At 72.8% G+C, this 19533-nt stretch carries 15 protein-coding genes; 2 read left to right on the top strand and 13 right to left on the bottom strand.

The genetic code is table 11. From position 1 onward, the window contains the following. The first annotated feature begins 48 nt into the window (after positions 1–48). Complete coding sequence (locus VGC13_RS32510; RefSeq protein WP_331129526.1) at positions 49–2445, top strand: GumC family protein; 2397 nt, start codon at positions 49–51, stop codon at positions 2443–2445. Positions 2446–3251: 806 nt separating this feature from the next. Here VGC13_RS32510 and VGC13_RS32505 read toward each other — a convergent pair. The 13 genes from VGC13_RS32505 to gmd all read right to left on the bottom strand — a co-directional run bounded on the left by VGC13_RS32505 (position 3252) and on the right by gmd (position 19095). Next, a complete protein-coding gene (locus VGC13_RS32505; RefSeq protein WP_331129525.1) occupies positions 3252–3899 on the bottom strand; it encodes a hypothetical protein in 648 nt (215 codons plus the stop codon). A gap of 121 nt (positions 3900–4020) precedes the next feature. Then, the gene (locus VGC13_RS32500) at positions 4021–5310 is read right to left on the bottom strand and encodes an O-antigen ligase family protein (RefSeq protein ID WP_331129524.1); all 1290 of its coding nucleotides are present in this window, start codon (positions 5308–5310) and stop codon (positions 4021–4023) included. Beyond that, on the bottom strand, positions 5307–6392 hold the full coding sequence (locus VGC13_RS32495) for a glycosyltransferase family 2 protein (protein ID WP_331129523.1): 1086 nt from the start codon (positions 6390–6392) through the stop codon (positions 5307–5309). Before VGC13_RS32495 ends, VGC13_RS32500 begins: the two co-directional genes overlap by 4 nt. Next, complete coding sequence (locus tag VGC13_RS32490; protein WP_331129522.1) at positions 6385–7335, bottom strand: glycosyltransferase family 2 protein; 951 nt, start codon at positions 7333–7335, stop codon at positions 6385–6387. The genes VGC13_RS32495 and VGC13_RS32490 overlap by 8 nt, the downstream gene beginning before the upstream one ends. Before the next feature lie 76 nt (positions 7336–7411). Next, positions 7412–8740 (bottom strand): oligosaccharide flippase family protein, encoded by a 1329-nt coding sequence (locus VGC13_RS32485; protein WP_331129521.1) that lies wholly within the window; start codon positions 8738–8740, stop codon positions 7412–7414. 225 nt (positions 8741–8965) lie between these two features. Further along, positions 8966–10135 (bottom strand): glycosyltransferase family 1 protein, encoded by a 1170-nt coding sequence (locus tag VGC13_RS32480; protein ID WP_331129520.1) that lies wholly within the window; start codon positions 10133–10135, stop codon positions 8966–8968. Beyond that, the gene (locus VGC13_RS32475) at positions 10128–11258 is read right to left on the bottom strand and encodes a glycosyltransferase (RefSeq protein WP_331129519.1); all 1131 of its coding nucleotides are present in this window, start codon (positions 11256–11258) and stop codon (positions 10128–10130) included. The genes VGC13_RS32480 and VGC13_RS32475 overlap by 8 nt, the downstream gene beginning before the upstream one ends. Continuing rightward, a complete protein-coding gene (locus tag VGC13_RS32470) occupies positions 11258–12760 on the bottom strand; it encodes a sugar transferase (protein WP_331129518.1) in 1503 nt (500 codons plus the stop codon). The genes VGC13_RS32475 and VGC13_RS32470 overlap by 1 nt, the downstream gene beginning before the upstream one ends. A 247-nt stretch (positions 12761–13007) precedes the next feature. After that, positions 13008–13988, bottom strand: a complete 981-nt coding sequence (hemB, locus tag VGC13_RS32465; RefSeq protein WP_331129517.1) for a porphobilinogen synthase — start codon at positions 13986–13988, stop codon at positions 13008–13010. Between the two features lie 38 nt (positions 13989–14026). Then, positions 14027–15640, bottom strand: a complete 1614-nt coding sequence (locus VGC13_RS32460; RefSeq protein WP_331129516.1) for a capsule assembly Wzi family protein — start codon at positions 15638–15640, stop codon at positions 14027–14029. Continuing rightward, the gene (cobA, locus tag VGC13_RS32455; RefSeq protein ID WP_331129515.1) at positions 15637–17190 is read right to left on the bottom strand and encodes a uroporphyrinogen-III C-methyltransferase; all 1554 of its coding nucleotides are present in this window, start codon (positions 17188–17190) and stop codon (positions 15637–15639) included. The genes VGC13_RS32460 and cobA overlap by 4 nt, the downstream gene beginning before the upstream one ends. Further along, the gene (locus tag VGC13_RS32450; RefSeq protein ID WP_331129514.1) at positions 17145–18098 is read right to left on the bottom strand and encodes a GDP-mannose 4,6-dehydratase; all 954 of its coding nucleotides are present in this window, start codon (positions 18096–18098) and stop codon (positions 17145–17147) included. The genes cobA and VGC13_RS32450 overlap by 46 nt, the downstream gene beginning before the upstream one ends. A 4-nt stretch (positions 18099–18102) precedes the next feature. After that, positions 18103–19095, bottom strand: coding sequence for a GDP-mannose 4,6-dehydratase (gene gmd, locus VGC13_RS32445; RefSeq protein ID WP_331129513.1), 993 nt, complete (start codon positions 19093–19095; stop codon positions 18103–18105). 181 nt (positions 19096–19276) lie between these two features. On the opposite strand from gmd, the gene rpmB reads away from it, so the two are divergent. Next, on the top strand, positions 19277–19468 hold the full coding sequence (rpmB, locus tag VGC13_RS32440) for a 50S ribosomal protein L28 (RefSeq protein WP_331129512.1): 192 nt from the start codon (positions 19277–19279) through the stop codon (positions 19466–19468). Positions 19469–19533 lie beyond the last annotated feature (65 nt).

Raw genomic sequence — 19533 nt, 5'->3', positions numbered from 1 at the left:
CGGCCGCGCTCGCCGCGCGCCGTCCGCCAGCCGCACAGCCGTACGCACATGAACCCCACCTCCCCCGATCCGGGCTCGCAGAGCAGCCTCTGGGAACTCCGCGACATCATCCGCAGACACCTGGGAACGGTGCTCGGCGTCACCGCCGTCACCGTCGCGCTCATCGCCGCGTATACGTTCTACGCGCGCCCGCAGTACGAGAGCGCGTCCACGCTGCGCATCGAGGGCGGCGACTCCAAGGGCGACCTGCTCGCGCAGATGATGCCCGTGAGCGGGCTGGGCCTTCCGTCGTTCGGGGACGACGAGATCGACACCGAGATCGGGGTGCTGCGCAGCCGCACCATCGCCGACGAGGTGGCCGAGGGCACCGGGCTGCACGTGGAGCTGCTGGCGCCCCGCGAGGCGCGCAACGAGGTGCTGCGGGTCGTGCGGGCCCCCCGCACCGCGCCCAAGGGACGGTTCCTGCTGCGCCGGCAGGACGACGGCAGCTACACCGTCGAGCGCGAGCGCGGCCGGCGGGTGTCCCTGCCGGCGCGGGTGCAGATCGGCGTTCCGTTCAGCGTGGGCCAGGTCTCGCTGGTGCTCGAGGAGTCGCTGCGCAACGATCCGCCGCAGACGGTGCGCTTTGCCGTGCGCTCCTTCCGCGAGACGGTGGACGACTTGCGCGAGGACATGCAGGTGGCCCGCGACGGCAAGTCCAAGCTGCTGGAGATCAGCTACCTGAGCACCGACCCCGAGCTTTCCGCCGAGGTGGTGAACCGGGCCGCGGGCAGCTTCATCCGCTACAAGATGGCGACGGCCCGCACGGAGTCGCGCAGCACGGTGGACGTGCTGCGCGGCCAGATCGACCTGTACGCGGGGCAGCTGGCCGACGCCGAGGCGCGCCTGCAGCGGTTCCAGGAGACGGCGCGCGTGGTGGCGCCCCAGGCGCAGGTCGAGGCGCAGGTGCGGCGCCTGGCCGAGATGCAGGTGCGCGACGACGCCATGCAGGTGGAGCGCACGGCCCTGCGCGGGCTGCTGCAGCAGGTCCGCGGGCGGGCCCGTACGGCGGGGACGCCCTCGCCGTACCGGCAGCTGGCCACCTTTCCCTCGTTCATCTCCAACGCCGCCATCCAGGAGCTGCTGGAGACGCTGAACGTGGTGGAGAACGAGCGGACGCAGCTGCTGCAGCGCCGCACCGAAGCCGACCCCGACGTGCGGCAGCTGGGGCTGCGCATCACCCAGATCGAGGAGCAGCTGCACCAGCTCGCCGGCAACTACCTGGAGAGCCTGGACCATGGGCTGGCCTCGTCGTCGGGCGTGCTGGGGCAGTTCCAGAGCGAGCTGGAGCGCATTCCGGCCACGGAAATCGAGTACATGCGCCTGACCCGCGACCAGAAGCTCCTTTCCGAGGTGTACCTGATGCTGCAGACGCGGCTCAAGGAAGCCGAGGTCAAGGACGCGGTGGACCGGGGGATCGTGCGGCTGGTGGACGCGGGGCTGGTGGCCGAGGAGCCGTACTCGCCCAAGCCGGTGGTGAACCTGATCCTGGCCACCGTGCTGGGGCTGATGCTGGGCTTTACCGCCGCGTTCGGACGCGCCCACCTCGACACCACGGTGCGGTCGCGCGCCGACGCCGAGCAGGCGTCCCGGGGGCTGGTGGTGCTGGGCACCATCCCGCGCATCACCACCCCGCGCAGCCAGGCGCGCACCGGCTCCCGCATCGCGCTGCCGGGGCGCAAGGTGGTGGCCGCGCCCGAGCAGGCGCTGCAGCAGCGGCTGGTCACCCGCGACGATCCGCACGGCCCCGCGGCCGAGGCGTACCGCGCGCTGCGCACCAGCATCAACTTCGCCGACGCCGAGACGCCGATGCGCATGCTGGTGATGACCAGCGCGCTGGCGGGCGACGGCAAGTCCACCAACGCGGTGAACCTGGCCATGACCATGGCGCAGCAGGGCACGCGGGTGCTGCTGGTGGACGCCGACCTGCGCCGGGGCGTGCTGCACGCGGTGCTGGGCGCGCGCAAGGAGCCGGGGCTCACCCAGGTCATCCGGGGCACCGCGTCGCTCGACGAGGCGGTGCAGACGGTGGAGCTTGATGGTGACGCCGGGTCGCGCCTGTACTTCCTGGCCACCGGCACGTCTCCCCGCAACCCCGCGGAGCTGCTGGGATCGCGCGGAATGCGCGAGCTGGCGGCCGAGCTGCGCAGCCGCTTCGACATGGTGATCTTCGACGCGCCGCCGATGAACCTGGTGACGGATGCCGCCGTGCTGGGCGCGCTCGCCGACTCCACCGTGCTGGTGGCCCGCAACGGGAGCACGGAGCGCGCGTCGCTGCAGCACGCCGTGACGCAGCTGCGCAACCTGCGGGTTCCCGTGGGCGGCGTGGTGCTCAACGACTACACCGAGCCGGGTGCGGGCGGCTACGCCACGACGTACGCGAGCTCGGGATGGAGCGGCGCCTGATCCCTCGGGATTGCGGCGGACGAACGGGCGGAGGGGCGCGGCGAACACCGCGCCCCTCCGCGTTTTGCGTTCGGAAAGGGAATAGGGAATAGGGAATAGGGAACAGCCGGCAACGGCGGGCCGGGTGCGGCTGCGGCTGGCAGGACTCCGACGATTCAGCAGATGCCAGATCTGTAAAACAAATCCGTATCGGTATAGTCCGGTAAAAAGCGGGAAGGGGTACAGAGGGGCAGAAAAAGCCAGAGGAACAGAGGAGATTGATTTCCTCTGCTCCTCTGGCTTTTTCTGCCCCTCTGTACCTCCCGCTGTTATGCCGAATCCCCCGGGCCATTGTGCACCCCAATTTCTACGGCCGCCTTAGAATCAGACAAAGGAACCAGGATGATGCTTCAGCTCGCTTTCTCTGTCTGGCTCTGTTCCTCTGTACGATCATTCTTTTTCAGGATCTAAGATGAATGAGACGGCCTGTGGGGGAGTGCACAATCGGCCGGCGAGGCACGATCCGGCGTGGGCTATTGATGATCTCCTGCGGCGCACGGGAACACGCCGTCCGCACCCCTGATGCGCGATCTTGAGAACCGTCTGCCTCAAAAATTTTCAATTTTTGTCTCGTACCAAGTCCTGAGAAGAATAATCGTACAGAGGAACAGAGTCAGACAGAGGAGCAAGATAATATTTCAGCTCGCTTTCTCTGTCTGACCCTGTTCCTCTGTACCCATGAAAAGGAAGCGGAGGGAGAGCGGGAACGCTGGTTCCCTGCTCTCCCTCCGTTGCTTCTGTGTCGCGGCTGCGATCTGGGTCGGGAATCAGTTCCGCAGCACGGACGGCGCGGATGAAGCGGTGCGCGGCAGCGTGATCACCAGGGTGGTGTCGCTGGAGGGCGACACGGTGAGCCCGTCCACGTAGTTGCGGCTTCCCGTGGGCAGCCGGTACCCGGTGGGCGGCTTGATCTGGACGCCGTAGAGCTCCTCCGGAAGGTTGGCGAAGACGTGCTGGCCGTCCGCCCCCGTCCTGGCCTCGATGGACGTGAGGGTGGCGGCGTACAGCACCAGCCCCGTCTCGGGCACCGGCTGCCCCAGGTCGTCCAGGGTGCGCACCCGGACCACCCCGCAGCAGGGACGGTAGAAGTTGAGCGGCACCTCCACCCGGCCCCCCGGCGGAACGACGATCCCGTCGTGGTCCGTCGCTACGTGCCCGGGAGGCGCGTAGCTGCGCACCCCCACCTCGCCAAAGGGGACGAAGTCGAAGTCGTACCGGCCCTCCGCGTCCGTGTTGCCCACGGCAAGGGTACGCTGCCAGTTGTACATCTCCACGCGCACGTTCGCCACCGGCAGCGAATCGCCCACCGTCGCGCGTACGGCGATGGTGCCGTAGTCGTACCCCTCGCCCACCACCTCCGAGCACCCGGCGACGGCCAGAACGGCGCCTAGCCAGGCCCATCGCGACCTCTTCATCGCTCCCGTTCCCCTTGCAGAAGTGTCATGCCGCGGGCGGATGCGGTCCCGCGCACGGCCGGCCCGGCACCATCCACGATCGCGTCCCCGTTCCTGCCTGCCTGCCTGCACGCCGGCCGCGTCAGGTGTGCTGCGCGGCCGGCGCCAGGCGCCCCCCGGGAACGCGCACCGGCTCGGGAGGGGCGGGCGGAGCGTCGCCCCCCGCGGGCTGCTCGCCCAGACGGGTCCAGGCCAGCACCAGCGCCAGCCAGAACACGCTCTCGGTGCCCGTCTGGTAGAAGATGTTGAAGAACGCGATCCCCACGATGAGCGGCTGGTACACGCCCCCGCGCGCCGCGGCGTAGAAGATGAGGACCACGCCCAGCAGCAGCCCCAGCCCGCCGCACTCCGCCAGCAGCGTAATGTACAGCGAGTGGAAGTTGCCGTACTTGTTTCCGGGAAAGATGTCCTGCAGGTACGCGAACCCGTTGCCGAAGCCGATCCCCACCAGCGCGTTCTTGGGGCTGTCGGTGACGATCTCGATGCCGCGCTCCACCAGCTGCATGTGGATGCTGGCCGAGCCTTCGCTGGTGGAAAAGCGGCCCGCGATGGGCTCGAACGCCGAGCCCACCGCGTCGGCCGCGCGGGGGATGGCCAGGAGCACCGCCGCCACCGCCGCCGTGACCACCGCCATCCCCACCACCCGCCGCGGCGAAAGCGAGAACCGCCGCCGGCGCAGCGCCGACACGGCGCCCGTCGCCATCGTGGTGAGCAGCAGCGAGCGCGAAAGGGTCATGATCATCCCCAGGCTGCCGGCGACCACGGCCAGCGTGCGCCAGCGGGAGCGCGGCGCCATCCTGAGCAGGATGAACACGTACACCAGGGTGACGAGCCCCCCGCGGTTCATGTCCAGCGCCTGGGCCGACAGGCGCGGCACCCAGGGGCCGTACGAGTTGGCCGTCATGTTGAGCGTGCCGCCCAGCAGAAAGTAGTCGGCGGGCCCGCGGTCCAGCCATGCGCCCAGCTGGGCCAGGTTGAAGAAGGTTCCCAGCCAGAGCCCCCAGTACGCCCCCCGCACCAGCACCTCGCGGGCGTCGTCGCGCTGCGCCAGCATCAGCGCCACCATCACGGTGCTGTAGACCAGGAACACCAGCAGCGCAAAGCGCTTGGCCGACATGGCCACGTCGTAGCTGTAGAACACCGACACCAGCACCACCGACAGGAAGCCGCTGGCCACCAGCGTGTACGCGGCCAGGTTGTGGGGCACGCGGAACGAGCCGCCCCGGCCCACGATGCGCATGGTCTCCAGGACCAGCAGCAGCGGCGTGAGCACCAGGTAGACCGGAATGGTGAACCACCCCTGCCCCGCCGCCAGGTCCAGCCGGTCCGCGCTCAGCGTCGCGAACCAGAGCGCAAGCAGGAACCCGCTCACGTCGACCGGCAGAGGTCCAGGATCATGCGGGCCCGCGCCCAGTCTCCGCGCAGCGCGCGGCGGGCGGCCGCGACCCCCAGCGCCAGGTAGACGGTGGGGAGCCGGCGCGGAAAGTACTTGCGGGTGAACACGATGCGGTTCTTCATGAAGTAGTAGTCGGCCAGACGGCTCTTGGCGCCGGTGCTGCTTCCGCCGTTGCTGGCCCCTTCCTTGTGGAACACCACGCTTTCCGGCGCGTGCCCCAGCGACCACGCCGCGCCGGCCCGCATGGCCCAGTCCAGCTCTTCGAAGAAGAGGAAGTAGTCCTCGCTCAGCAGCCCCACCTCGGCCAGGAACTCGCGCCGCACCAGCATGGACGCGCCCACCACGTACGCCGCGCGCGCCCCGGCCCGCTCGCCCCCGGCGCGGATGTGCCGGGGCAGGGCCAGCCACGGGTTGTAGGCGCCGTATCCCAGCGCCTGCACCGTGGTCCCGTCGTACGACAGCAGGGTGGACCCCACCATGCCCAGCCGGGGGTCGCGCTCCGCCCGCTGCACCAGGTGCAGCAGCGTGTCGGGGCGAACCAGGGTGTCGTTGTTCAGCAGCCAGACGAAGCGGTGCCCGCGGGCGGCGGCAAAGCGCATTCCCACGTTGCACCCGCCCGCGAACCCAAGGTTGGCGCCCGTCTGCACCAGCACCAGGGGGGCGTCGGCGTCGGCGTCGGCGTCGCCCCCCCGCTCGGCGTCGGCGCGGTCGTACCGCGTGCAGCGCAGGGGCTTGGGAAGCGGCGGCAGGGCCAGTCCGGCGAGCGGGTGCGACGGGTCCACGGCCGCGGGGAGGCGGCCGGCCGCCCACGCCTGGATGTGATCCAGCGAGCCGTCCCCCGAGTCGTTGTCGCACACCACCACCTGCAGCCCCACGCCCGTGCTGCGCAGCAGGCTCTCCAGGCACTGCACGGTGTCGCCCCACCCGTTCCAGTTCACCAGCACCACGCACACCGCGGGAACGGAAGGCGCGTCTCCCCCGGGAGGGGCGAACGCCCCGCCCTCGGCGGCGGCCGGGCCGGGCCGCCTGGCGCCGGACGCCACGCGTGCCTCAGGCACGCAGCACCAGCCCGATGTCGCCCAGCAGGCCGTGGTGCGTCAGCGAGCCCATGCGGATCATCCGCCAGCGGCGCTTCACGGGTCCGCACCGCGGCAGCTCGGCGAACCGCGCCACCACCTCGCGCTCTTCGGGGCCCAGGTCGCTTTCGAAGCGCCGCAGCAGCGCGCCCGCCTGGGCCGCCGCGCTGCGGATTCCGCGGCGCACCGCCCCGGTCTGGCCCAGCGCCCGCAGCGCCTTGCCCACGACCGCCCCGCGGCGGGCCTTGCGCCGGGCGCCGGTGTCGTTGCGGCCGTGCTGCCGGTACAGGATGGTGGCCTGGGGCAACGGGACCACCCGCCCGAAGGCGCTGGCCAGAAGCGCGAGCCACCAGTCGTGCATCACCGCGGCGTCCGGCACCGGGGTGGCAAGCCGGCGCAGCGGCCGGTTGATCATGGCCGTGCAGCCGGTCACCGTGTTCTGGTAGAGCAGCCGGTTGAGCTGGTTGAGCTCCGGCCGGATCCCCTGGTAGTGCCAGAACGAGGGATCGAGGGTCGCCAGCCCCGCGTCGACCACCGCCAGGTCCGTGTGCACCAGGACGGGACGGGACGCGCCCGCCTCGGCCTCGGCGCGGCGCATGGCCGCCAGCGTCACCTCCACCTTCTCCGGCAGCCAGACGTCGTCCTGGTCGCAGAACATGGCGTAGGCCCCCCGGCCGTCGTCGGCGTGCTCCAGCAGCCAGGCGAACCCGCTGCGTGCACCCAGCCGCGTCCCCGACCCCTCCAGCGGGAGAATGCGCCCGTCCTCGCGGGCCGCGGCAAGCACCACCTCCCAGCTCCCGTCCGTGGACCCGTCGTCCCGCACCCACAGCCGCCAGTCCTGGTGCGTCTGGGCCTGCAGGCTGCGCAGCTGGTCTCCCAGGAACGGCACGCCGTTGTAAACCGTCAGCAGGATGTCGATCGTCATGCTTTGCACCCCATTTTCCTGTCAGACACCAGCCGGAACGACGAACCCTCCATCCGCGCCCCGCGCCGGCGAACGCTCACACCGGCAGGGCGAGGTCTTCGCCCCGCGCGGCGGCGCGCGGGGCCGGCGCCGCCGGGACCGCCGGGGCCGCCGCCTGGGGAACGCCCGCGCGGTAGCGCAGCCCCAGGCTCAGGGTGATCCACGCCTCCGCCGCCACCAGCCCCCACGCCATCCCCACCGCCCCGTACGCCGGCACGGCCAGCAGGGCGAAGACGGTGTTCACCACGGCCGCGCCGGCCACGGCCCACACCACGGCCCGGTCCAGCCCCAGCGGCAGCGCCCACTGCACGCACAGCGCCGTGTTCACCCCGATCAGCAGGGGAAGCACGGCGAGCACGCGCAGCACGGGCACCACCTGCTCGTAGCCGGGGCCCAGCAGCAGCGGCACCACCAGGGGCGCGGAAAGGGCCAGCACCCCCGAAAGCACGGTCCCCACCCCGGCCATGGCCAGCAGGGAAACCCGCACCAGCCGGTCCCCCCGCGCCCGGTCGTTGGCCATCAGGTAGCTCACCCGCGGAAACAGGGCCTGCGAGGCGGGGGCCAGCAGGTTGACCGCCGCCCGCATGATGCGCTCTCCCCCGCCATACAGCGCCACGGCGGCGGGGCCGGCCAGCACGCCCAGCAGGAACGGGTTTCCCACCGTGTACAGCCCGCCCGCGCCGCGAAACACGAACAGCTCCGCCGACGCGCGGAGCATCCGCACGGCGGCGGCGAAGGGGGCGCGCACCCGCCGCACCTCGCGGTACATCCACGCCGTAGTCACCCCCACGGCGATCCACGACGTGACCGCCTGCAGCGCCAGCACCATCCAGGCGTCGCCCGGCCCGCGCACCAGCGGAAACACGGCCGCCGCCGCGGCGGCGCGCATGGCCAGCTCGGTGAGCGCGGGGCGGCTCAGCCGCTCCTGCCCCTGAAAGTACCACAGCGGGCTCATCCCCTGCCCCACCGCCCACAGCGTGGCCCAGACCAGCAGCCACGGGTGCGCGCGAAAGGAGGGCACCAGCACCCCCACCCCGCCCGCGATCACGCAGGCGCAGGCGCAGAGCAGCGCCTTGGACAGCTGCACCTCGCCCACCAGCCGCGCCAGCGCACCGTCGTCCTCCCGCAGCCGGGCCACCGCGCGGGTGGCGGAGAGGGTGAAGCCGTACTCCACCAGCAGCATCAGCGCGGCCGCGAACGACTGCGAAAAGAGCAGCAGCCCCCAGGCCTCGGGGCGCAGCACGCGCGCCAGGAACGGCAGCGTCAGCAGCGGGATGGCGTACGCCGCCGCCTGGGCCCCGTACAGCGTCAGGGCGTTGCGCGCGAGGCGGCTTCCCCGTACACGGCCCACGGCACGTGCGATCACGAGATGCGGGGGCGGGAGGTGCGCCGCGGCCGCCCGTCACGGGCGTGGGGCGGGGCTGGCGTACGGTACGGTCTCGTCATCTCTCGTGTGGGCGGCCCGCCGGCGGGCACGACTTCGAGGGTTCGTCCGCCTCGACGGAGGGGGAAACGCGACGGGCCCGCGAAAGCCATGGAAGCGCGCGGGCGCGGGTGCATCCCCAAATCTAGCCCCGCAAACCCGGTACCGTCAATCCGCGCAAGCACTTGCACCGGGCGCGGCCGCGGTCCGGGCCAGCAGGTCGCACACGGCGGCCGCGGTGCGCGCCCAGGTCAGCTCGCCGGCGCGGCGCAGCCCGTCGCTCACCAGCCGCTCGCGCAGCCCGGGCTCGCGCATCACCCGCCCGGCCGCGTGGGCGATGGCCCCCGCGTCCAGCGGATCCACGATCAGCGCCGCGCCCCCCGCCACCTCGGGAATCGAGGCCCGGTCCGAGGCGACCACCGGCAGGCCCAGCGACATCGCCTCCAGCACCGGCAGCCCGAACCCCTCGTACAGCGAGGGAAAGAGCAGGCACTCGCCGCAGGCGTACAGGGCGCGCAGGTCGTCCTCGCCCGCCTCGCCCATCTCCACCACCGCGTCCGCCACCCCCAGCGCCACCGCCCGTGCCCGCACGGCGTCCTCGCCGGGAAAGTGGCGGCCCACCAGCACCAGGCGCAGCCCCGGGTGGGTGGCGCGCAGGCGGGCCAGCGCCTCCACGGCGGCACCCAGGTTCTTGTGCGGCTTGCGGTTGCCCACGCACAGCAGGTAGGGGCCCAGCGCCCGCGCGCGGGCCAGGGCGGCGGGGTCCACCGGGCGCTCCGCGAAGTCGCGGCCCACGCCCAGGGGCACCACCTCCAGGCGGCGCTCGGCGTGCGGAAAGCGCTCCAGCAGGTCGCGGCGCGTGGCGCCCGAGGTCACCACCACCCGCGCCGCGCGGCGCACGGCGCGCCCCAGCACCACCAGGCCCAGCCGGCGCTTCCACGCGGGAAAGAGCTCCGGAAGGCGCCAGTGCGAAAGGTCCTGCACCGTCACCACCGACGGCGGGGCCCCGTGGGTGAGCGGAACGTCGTAGTGGGGAAAGAAGGCGAGGTCCGCGCGCAGGCGGCCGGCCAGGGACAGCGCCGCCCAGCGCGCGTGCACCCGCGGGTCGTAGAAGGCGTACGGAAAGGCGACCGTCCGCCCGATGCCGCGCGGATCGTTCGCCTGGAGAAAGGGCGCCACCTCCTCCGGCCGCCCCAGCACCGCCACGCGGCCGAAGCGCGCGTCGGCCAGCACGCCGGCCAGCACCTCGCGCAGGTACCGGCCGATCCCCGACATCTGCAGCCCCCGTGCGTCCACCAGCAGCGACCGCGGGGGCCCGGCCCGTCCGTGCTCAGCCAAGCGCGCCCATCACGCGCAGCTTCGGGGCCCCGCTCCCCTCGCGCACACGCGCCCACTCGCGCGACACCGCGTCGTGCATCCGGCGGCGGAACTCCGCGGCGTCGAAGCGCTCGGCGTTGCGCCGGCACGCGGCCGGGTCCCAGGCGCGCGCCTCGTGGTCCTCGATCGCGGCGGCCAGCGCCTCCACCGACTGCTCGGCGAAGAGCGTCCCCGTGACCCCGTCCACCACCGTGTCCAGCGCGCCGCCGCGGCCGTAGGCGATCACCGGCCGCCCGGACGCCTGCGCCTCCACGGGCACGATTCCGAAGTCCTCCAGCCCGGGAAAGAGCAGCGCGCGGCAGCGGGCGTAGAGGTCCGCCACCTCCGGGTCGGACAGCCGCCCGCGGAACTCCACCGTGGGCCCAGCCAGGGCGCGCAGCCGCTTGAGCTCCGGGCCCCCGCCCACCACCACCAGCCGCCGCCCCAGCCGGGTGGCGGCCTGCACCGCCAGGTCCGTCCGCTTGTACCCCACCAGGCGCGACACCACCAGGTAGAAGTCCTCGGGCGCGCGGCCGCTGGGGCGAATGCGGTCCACGTCCACGGGGGGGTGGATGATCTCGGAGTCGCGGCGGTAGTGGCGGCGGATGCGCCCCGCCACCTCGCGCGAGTTGGCCACGAAGTGGTCCACCCGGTCCGACGACGAGCGGTCCCACATGCGCAGCCAGTGCGCCACCGGGGCGATCAGGGGCGCGGCCAGCCGGCCGCGGGTGTACTCGTGGTACAGGTCCCAGATGTAGCGGCAGGGGGTGTGGCAGTAGCACACGTTGGCCGTGTCGGGGGGGGTGATGACCCCCTTGGCGCAGGCGCTGCTGGTGGTGACCACCACGTCGAAGCCGCTGAAGTCGAACTGCTCGAACGCCATGGGCATCAGCGGCAAAAACGCCATGTGGCTGCGCCGGATGCCGGGAAGGCGCTGGATGAACGAGGTGCGCACGTCCATCCCCCGCATGTCGGCCGGAAGCGCCTGCGGCCGGTACACGGTGGTGTACACGGGGGCGTCGGGATACATGCGGTGCAGCTCGTGGAGGACGCGCTCGCCCCCCCCGAAGGTGTCCATCCAGTCGGTGGTGATGGCGACCCGCATCAGATGGCACCGTCTCCGCGCACCACCACCGCCACCGTCCGGAACAGGATCTTCAGGTCCACCAGCAGCGACCAGTGCGCGATGTAGTCGCGCTCCATCTTGAGGATCTTTTCGAAGTCGGTGACCCGGTTGCGGCCGTTCACCTGCCACGGTCCGGTGAGCCCCGGCACCACCGACAGCCGGTCGAAGTAGTGGCCCGGCTCCATGCGGTCCAGGTCCGAGGGCGGCAGCGGCCGCGGCCCCACCAGCGACATGTCGCCCTTCAGCACGTTGAACAGCTGCGGAAGCTCGTCCATGCTGGTGCGGCGCAGCCACCCGCCCACCCGCGTGATGCGGGGGTCGTTGGCCAGCTTGAAGGGCCCCACCCGGCCGTACAGGTTCAGGTGCTCCAGCTCGGCCAGGCGCCGCTCGGCGTCGATGGCCATGCTGCGGAACTTCCAGATGGTGAAGCGCCGCCCCCCCAGCCCCACCCGCGTCTGCCGGAAGAACACGGGCCCCGGCGAGTCCAGGCGGATGGCCAGGGCGATCAGGGCCAGCAGGGGCGCCGCCAGCAGCAGCAGCACCGTGCTTCCCAGCACGTCCACCATCCGCTTCACCATCAGCGTGGGAAACTCGAAGCGCGTGGGGTGCAGGCGCATCACCGGCACCTCGCCCACGCGGGTGGGCTCGGCCCAGCAATCCACGTGGTTCAGCACCGACGGGCGCACGTACACCGCCGCCCCGCGCTGGAAGCATGCCTGCGTCACCTCGCGCATCAGGTGCGCGGGAAGCAGGGTGGCCACCAGCACCTCCTGCACGTTCTCCAGGTCCAGCAGCGCCGGGAGGTCCGCCACCGTCCCCATGGCGGCGGGATCCGAGCCGTCCACGCTCAGGTGCCCCACCACGTACTGGTCCACGTTGCGGTCGTCGCGCAGGTCGCGCAGCGCCTGCCCCACCTCGTACAGCGAGCCCACCAGCACGGCGCGGCGCAGGCCGATGCCGCGGGCGTAGGCCAGCCGCACCACCCGGTCGGCCGCCATGCGCCCCAGGGCCAGCACCACGAAGGCACCGGCCGCCAGCGAGACGAGGAACTGCACGCTCAGCCCCAGCCGGGGCGGAAACACCGAAAGCAGGCTCAGCAGCAGCACCGCCAGCACCGAGGCCGACGCCAGGCGCCCCTCGTCGCGGCGGCCGTCGCCGGGGTGGTAGGTGGCCAGCGCGTTCAGGCTCAGCAGGAACACCCCCACCAGCGCGGGGATCAGCGGGGTGACCAGCGCGCCCACCCCCCAGTACATGGCCAGCAGCAGCGCGGTGGCGCCCACCAGCAGGGCGTCCAGCGAGTGCAGCGTGACCACGCGCAGCACCCGCCGCGCCAGCGACACGGCCAGGCGGCGATGCGTGATCTCGCGACGAAGCCGCACGTCGTACTCCACCATCTGCAGGGGGCGCGCATCAAACGCGCGTCCCCCCGTCCGGTGCACGGCGGAATCCGCCTGCACCACGGGCTGGCTGAAACTCGTCATCCTCCCCCTCAGTCTCCCTCTGCGCGCGCATCGGCGCCGCAGCTCGACCCGCTAAGCGGCCAGGCGCACCCACGCGCCCGGCCGGTGCACACGGCCCCCCAGCAGTTTCGCCTGCCAGAAACGGCCGCATCGCACAAAAAATGCCCACAATGTGCCACCCCGCGCACGCGAGCCCCGGTCCGCGGCCCGCGGACCGGCGGCTCCGGAATGCCCGAGAACGTCCGACCCGTCCAATCGTGACACCGTGTCAGCCGGCGGCGGCCAGGCGGGCGAACTGCCTGGACCAGTACGACACCACCAGGTCCGCCCCCGCGCGCCGGATGGCGGTCAGGGCCTCCCGGTGCGCCCGCTCGCGGTCGATCCACCCCCGGTCGGCCGCCGCCTCGATCATGGCGTACTCGCCCGAGACGTGGTAGCCGCACACCGGGTATCCGGTCTCGGCCTTGACCCGGTGGATCACGTCCAGGTACGCCAGCGCCGGCTTCACCATCAGCATGTCGGCGCCCTCCTCCACGTCCATCCGCACCTCGCGCAGCGCCTCCAGCACGTTGCCGGGGTCCATCTGCGCCGTGCGCCGGTCGCCGAAGGCGGGAACGCTCTCGGCCGCGTCGCGAAAGGGGCCGTAGAACGCCGAGGCGTACTTGGCCGCGTACGACATCAGCGCGGTGTCCTGGAACCCCGCCCCGTCCAGCGCGGCGCGAATGGCGCCCACCCGCCCGTCCATCATGTCCGAGGGCGCCACCACGTCGGCGCCGGCGGCGGCGTGCGTCACGGCCACCCGGGCCAGCAGGGGGACGGTGGCGTCGTTGTCCACGTCGCCGCCCCGCAGCACCCCGCAGTGCCCGTGGCTGGTGTACTCGCACAGGCACACGTCGGTGATCACCAGCAGCTCGGGAAGCGCGCGCTTCAGCGCCCGCACCGCCGTCTGCACGATGCCGTGCTCGTCGTATCCCCCGCTTCCCGCCTCGTCCTTCCGTGCCGGGATGCCGAAGAGCAGCACCCCGCCGATCCCCAGCCGCAGCGCCTCCTCGGCGTCGCGCAGCAGCTCGTCGACGGAGGTCTGCTCCACCCCGGCCATGGAGCCCACCGGGCGCCGCACGCCCTCCCCCGGCACCGCGAACAGCGGCAGGACCAGGTCGCCGGGGGTGACGGTGGTCTCGCGGACCAGGGCACGGATCCCCTCGCTGCGGCGAAGCCGGCGGGGGCGGAACACGGGATGACGGGACATCTTCTATCCAGAGGGCCGCGACCGCGGCGAAAACACGTTCAGAACAGCCACGCCAGCGAAGTGCGCAGCTGGCGCTCGGACCAGCCACCGCCCGCCTCGCCCGCGGCCGAGGCGCGCAGCTCCACCCGCGGGTGGGCGCGCCACGCGGCCTGCACGGCGCCGCCGCGGCTTCCGCCAAAGCGGGCCGGGCCCATCAGGTTGCCGGCCTGCTCCAGCCGGTGGTACCCCTTGTCTTCGCGGTGGCGCACGAAGGCCCGCGTATCCACCCGCAGCCGCCCCTGCGCCAGGTCGGCGTGGGCGTAGCCGTGCAGCTCGTGGCCGTCGCCGCCCAGGGGGTGCCCCAGCAGCGCGCCCTCGGCCACCCAGCCGCCCGGGTGCGCCGCGTTGAAGTACCAGGGCGGGTTGCCGCAGCAGAACACCTCGAAGTGGGTGTACTCCACTCCCGCGCCCACCTCGGGCACCCCCGGCAGCACGGGGGCGTACGCCCCCGCCACGATCGCCGGGACGTCCCGCAGGCTCCCCGACGCGTCGTCCGCGCCCCACTCCAGGTACAGCGTCAGCGGCAGCACCCGCTCGGTGGGAAGGCGGTAGCGGACGTCCAGCGAGACCACCTGGTTCTCGAAGTCCGCCGACAGCATCCCCACCAGCATCCGCGCCACCACCTTCATGGTGGTCGGCGTGGGAATGCTGTCGCCGCCGAAGATGGAGGCGCGGTTGATCGCCACCGCCAGCCTCGGGTGCGGGCGCAGGGCCAGCCGGCCGCCCCACATCCAGGGATCGCCCCGGTGCCGGGCCTCGTCCAGCCGCGTGCCGAAGGTCTGGAAGGCCACGTCGCCCAGGTACCGGAAGGCGCCGGACAGGCGCAGCGGCCGGACGCTCTCCAGCTGCACGCGAACGAGCGACGCCCCGCCGCCCAGCACCACCCCGCCGCTTTCGCCGCGGGCGTACCCCAGCGGCTGCCGCCCGGCCGAGAGCGCCACCCCGCCCGCGCCCGCGGCCACCTCCCAGCGCGGCAGCTCCAGCGCGCCGTCCATGGCCCGCGGCTCCACGAACGCCACCAGGTGCCGCCCCGCCGCCACCCCCGCGCCGCCAACGGCGAAGAGCCCTCGCGTGTCGGGAATGGGGACGGGGTCCGTGCGCAGGTGAAAGAGGCCGGCGCCCGGCTCCAGCCGCCCCGCCAGGTCGTGCACGCCCGCGCCCAGGTACCCGCCCAGGGGGCGAAGTCCGGCCGCCGCCGCGCCGTCGCGATGCTCCGCGAACTCCTCCTGGAATCGCGCCAGCCACCCCGCGGCCACGCCCGCCATCGCGGGCACGTGCTCCGGCGCCCGCCCGACCGCCTGGCGCAGCGCGGCCGCCACCGCCGCGCGCGGTACGTTCCGCTGCGCCGGGAGCCACCCCGGCGCCAGCCCCAGCGCCTCGGCGCGGTTGGCGGCGCGTACCGCCCAGTGGTCCTGCGTCAGCGAAGGCGAGGCGTCGAACCGCTCCGCCGCCCCCCCGGCGTCCGCCATCCGGGCCCTCGCGGGGACCGCGGCCACGGCCGCCGAGTCCGCCGGCACGCCGGCGGGCGGGGTCTGCTGCGCCGCGGCGCGTTCCGCCAGCAGGGCGGAGAGCAGCGCCGCGCTGGCGGCGCACCTGCGTGCGGTCCGTGTCATGCCTCCGGCGGTAGATAGAATGCGCGGAGCGCGGCCACCAGTCCCGGCACCGTGTACTCCCCGGCCTCCACGTCCACCGCGATCCCCAGCTCGCGCGCCGTGGCGGAGGTGATGGGGCCGATGGAGGCCACCTTCGCCCCGCGGACGTCCGCGCCGACCAGGTCCACGAAGCTCTTCACCGTCGAGCTGGCCGTGAAGGTCACCGCGTCGACCTCGCCGCGGTCCAGCATCGCCCGCACCCGCTCGGCGCCCGCGCCGTCCTGCACCGTGGTGTACGCGTCCACCTCCACCACCTCGGCGCCGCGCTCGCGCAGCTGCTCGGGCAGCACGGCCCGGGCGACCTCGGCGCGGGGAAGCAGGATGCGCCGGCCGCGCAGGTCGTCGGCCGCCGCCAGGGCCTGGACCGCCGCCTCGGCCACGAACTCGCCGGGGACCACGTCGGCCGCGATCCCGCGCCGCGCCAGCTCCGCCGCCGTCGCCGGGCCGATCGCACAGACCCTGACGCCGCAGAGACTTCGCGCGTCACATCCCTGCTCCGCCAGCGCGTACCAGAACCGCTCCACCCCGTTGACGGAGGTAAAGACGATCCAGTCGAACGACCCCGCCCGGGCCGCCTCGCGCCGCAGGGGCTCGGGGTCGCGCGCGGGGGCGATGCGGATGGTGGGGAACTGCACCACCTCGGCCCCCAGCGCCTCCAGCCCGGCCGCCAGGTCGCTGGCCTGCGCCCGCGCCCGCGTAACCACGATGCGGCGCCCCGAGAGCGGACGCCGGTCCCACCACCCCAGCGTGTCGCGCAGGGAGACGACCTCGCCCACGACGATCAGCGACGGCGCGCCGATCCCCGCCTCCTTCGCGATCCCCGGGAGCGTCTCCAGCGTCCCCGTCACCGTACGCTGGCGGGGGTACGTCCCCCACTCGATGGCGGCGGCCGGGGTGCCGGGAGCGCGGCCGTGCTCGACCAGGCGGCGGAAGTTGTCCGCCATCTTGCCCACGCCCATGTAGAAGACCACCGTGCCCACGCCGCGGGCCAGGTGGGCCCAGTCCACGTCCGTGTCGGGCTTGGTGGGGTCCTCGTGCCCGGTGACGAAGGCCACGCTGGCCGCCATCCCCCGCTGGGTGACGGGGATTCCCGCGTACGCCGGCGCGGCGATCCCCGCGGTGACGCCGGGAACCACCTCGAACGGGATCCCCGCCTGCGCCAGCACCAGCGCCTCTTCGCCGCCCCGCCCGAATACGAACGGGTCCCCGCCCTTCAGCCGGACGACCGTGTGATGCTTCCCCGCCAGATCGACGAGGATGGCGTTGATCTGCTCCTGGGTGCGGTGGTGCTCGCCGCCGCGCTTGCCCACGTACACGCGCTCCGCGCGCGGGGCGCGCTCCATGATGGCCGGGCTCACCAGGGCGTCGTACACCAGCACGTCGGCCCGCTCCATGAGCTCCGCCGCGCGCAGCGTCAGCAGCCCCGGATCGCCCGGGCCCGCGCCCACCAGGTAGACGGTGCCCGTCACGCCGCCGCCCGCGCCGAAGGCTCCAGCCGCGCCGCGTGCCACTCCAGCAGGTCGGCCAGCGTCTGGCGAAAGGGGATCCCGGGCGTCCACCCCAGCCCGCGCAGCCGGGCGCTGTCGCCCAGCAGCAGGGGCACGTCGATCGGGCGCACCCGCTCGGGGTCCACCTCCACCCGCGCCCGCGTCCCCGACAGTTCCACCAGTTCGTCCACCGCCTCGCGCATGGAGCGCGCGGCGCCCGAGCACACGTTGTAGACGCCGCCCGGCGCACCGGCGCGCGCCAGGGTGGCGTAGGCGCGCACCACGTCGCGCACGTCCAGCAGGTCGCGGCGGGCCGACAGGTTGCCCACGCGCAGCACCGGCTCGGCCCCGCCCGCGCGGATCACCGCCAGCTGGCGCGCGAAGGAGGCCAGCGCGAAGCGCGCGTCCTGCCCCGGCCCCGTGTGGTTGAAGCTGCGGGCCACCACCACCTCGATGCCGCCCGACTCGCCCGCCTGCAGCGCCGCCATCTCCGCCGCCGCCTTGCTGGCCGCGTAGGGATTGCAGGGCCGCAGCGGGCGGTCCTCACGGATGGGCTGCTCGGCCTCGGGCACGGAGCCGTACGCCTCGGCCGAGCTCACCAGCAGCAGCCGCGCGCCCTTGGGCAGCGCGCCGGCGATACGCAGGGTGCCGGTGGCGTTCACGTCCCAGGTGCCCAGCGGGTCCTTGAACGAGTCGCCCACGCTGGCCTGCCCCGCCAGGTGAAAGACGGCCTCCGGCGCCGCGCGCTCCACGGCCGCGGCCACGGAACCGGCGGAGGTGATGTCCATCCCCACCCACTCCGCGCCGGCGCGCTCCGCGGGAAAGGCGTGCCCCTCCTGCCCGGCGGCGGTGACGGCGTGGCCGTCGGCCACCAGCGCGGGAACCAGCCACGAGCCCACGAACCCCCCCGCGCCCGTCACCAGGACGCGCATGGCGTCAGACCGCCGCCAGCGACGCGCGCGGGGCGCCGCGCAGGCGCTCCAGGTCGGCGTCCACCATCATCCGCACCAGCCGCTCGAAGTCCACCTCGGGCTCCCACCCCAGCTGCTCGCGGATGCGCGCGGGGTCGCCCACCAGCAGGTCCACCTCGGCCGGGCGCATGAAGCGCGGGTCCTGCACCACGTACGGGCGCCAGTCCAGGTCCACCGCGGCGAAGGCCGTCTCCACCAGCTTCTGCACCGTGTGCGTTTCGCCGGTGGCCACCACGAAGTCCTCGGGGCGGTCGTGCTGCAGCATCATCCACATGGCGCGGACGTAGTCGCCTGCGAAGCCCCAGTCGCGCTGCGCGTCCAGGTTGCCCAGCCGCAGCTCCTTCGACAGGCCCAGCTTGATGCGCGCGGCGGCGTCGGTCACCTTGCGGGTGACGAACTCCAGCCCGCGGCGCGGCGACTCGTGGTTGAACAGGATGCCGCTGACGGCGAACATCCCGTAGCTCTCGCGGTAGTTGACGGTGGCCCAGTGGCCGTACACCTTGGCCACGCCGTAGGGCGAGCGGGGGTAGAACGGCGTTTCCTCGTCCTGCGGCACCGCCTGCACCTTGCCGAACATCTCGGACGACGACGCCTGGTAGAAGCGGATGCGGCGCTCGCGGTCGAAGATGCGGATGGCTTCCAGCATGCGCGTCACGCCCAGCCCCGTCACGTCGCCCGTAAGCACGGGCTGCGTCCACGAGGTCTGCACGAACGACTGCGCCGCGAGGTTGTACACCTCGTCGGGGCGGCACTCTTCCAGCGCGTAGAAGAGTGAGTTCTGGTCGGTGAGGTCGGCCGAAAGAAGCTCCAGCCGGTCCTGGATGTGCTGAATGCGCTCGAAGGTGACGGTGGAGCTGCGGCGGACCAGCCCGTAGACCCTGTAACCCTTCTCCAGCAGCAGCTCGGCCAGGTAGCTGCCGTCCTGGCCGGTGATGCCGGTGATCAGTGCTGTCTTCATGCCCGTAGCGAAGCGGGGTGCGCGGGCCGCGGCTGCGGCCCGTTACAGCCGGTAAACGTAGCCTTGGGCGTAAGCGGTGTCAACGCGAGCGGTTGGCGGCGACGGGTTGACCAATGCACCCGGGGGGCTTACATTTGACGGCTTCGCAGGGTTTGTATCGATACGGCTACAGGAGACTCCGATGGCTTTTTGCGCCGTCTGCGGTAAGGGCCCGCGCAGCGGGAACAACGTCAGCCACGCCAACAACCGTACCAAGCGTGTCTGGCGCCCGAACCTGCAGCCCGCCCGGATCGTGACCGAGAACGGGACGCACATGCGCGTGCGCGTCTGCACGAGCTGCATCTCGGCCGGCAAGATTCGCAAGGCGGGCTGAAGGGGCTGTCGGCTCCATCCGCGACCGACCGAATACAGAGCGGCCGCGCATCCCCCGGGATGCGC

Origin of the sequence: Longimicrobium sp. (assembly GCF_036399255.1) — a bacterium.
GTDB lineage: Bacteria > Gemmatimonadota > Gemmatimonadetes > Longimicrobiales > Longimicrobiaceae > Longimicrobium.
The sequence above is the reverse complement of the archived record's forward strand: the minus strand, read 5'-3'. Positions and strand labels throughout refer to the sequence as shown.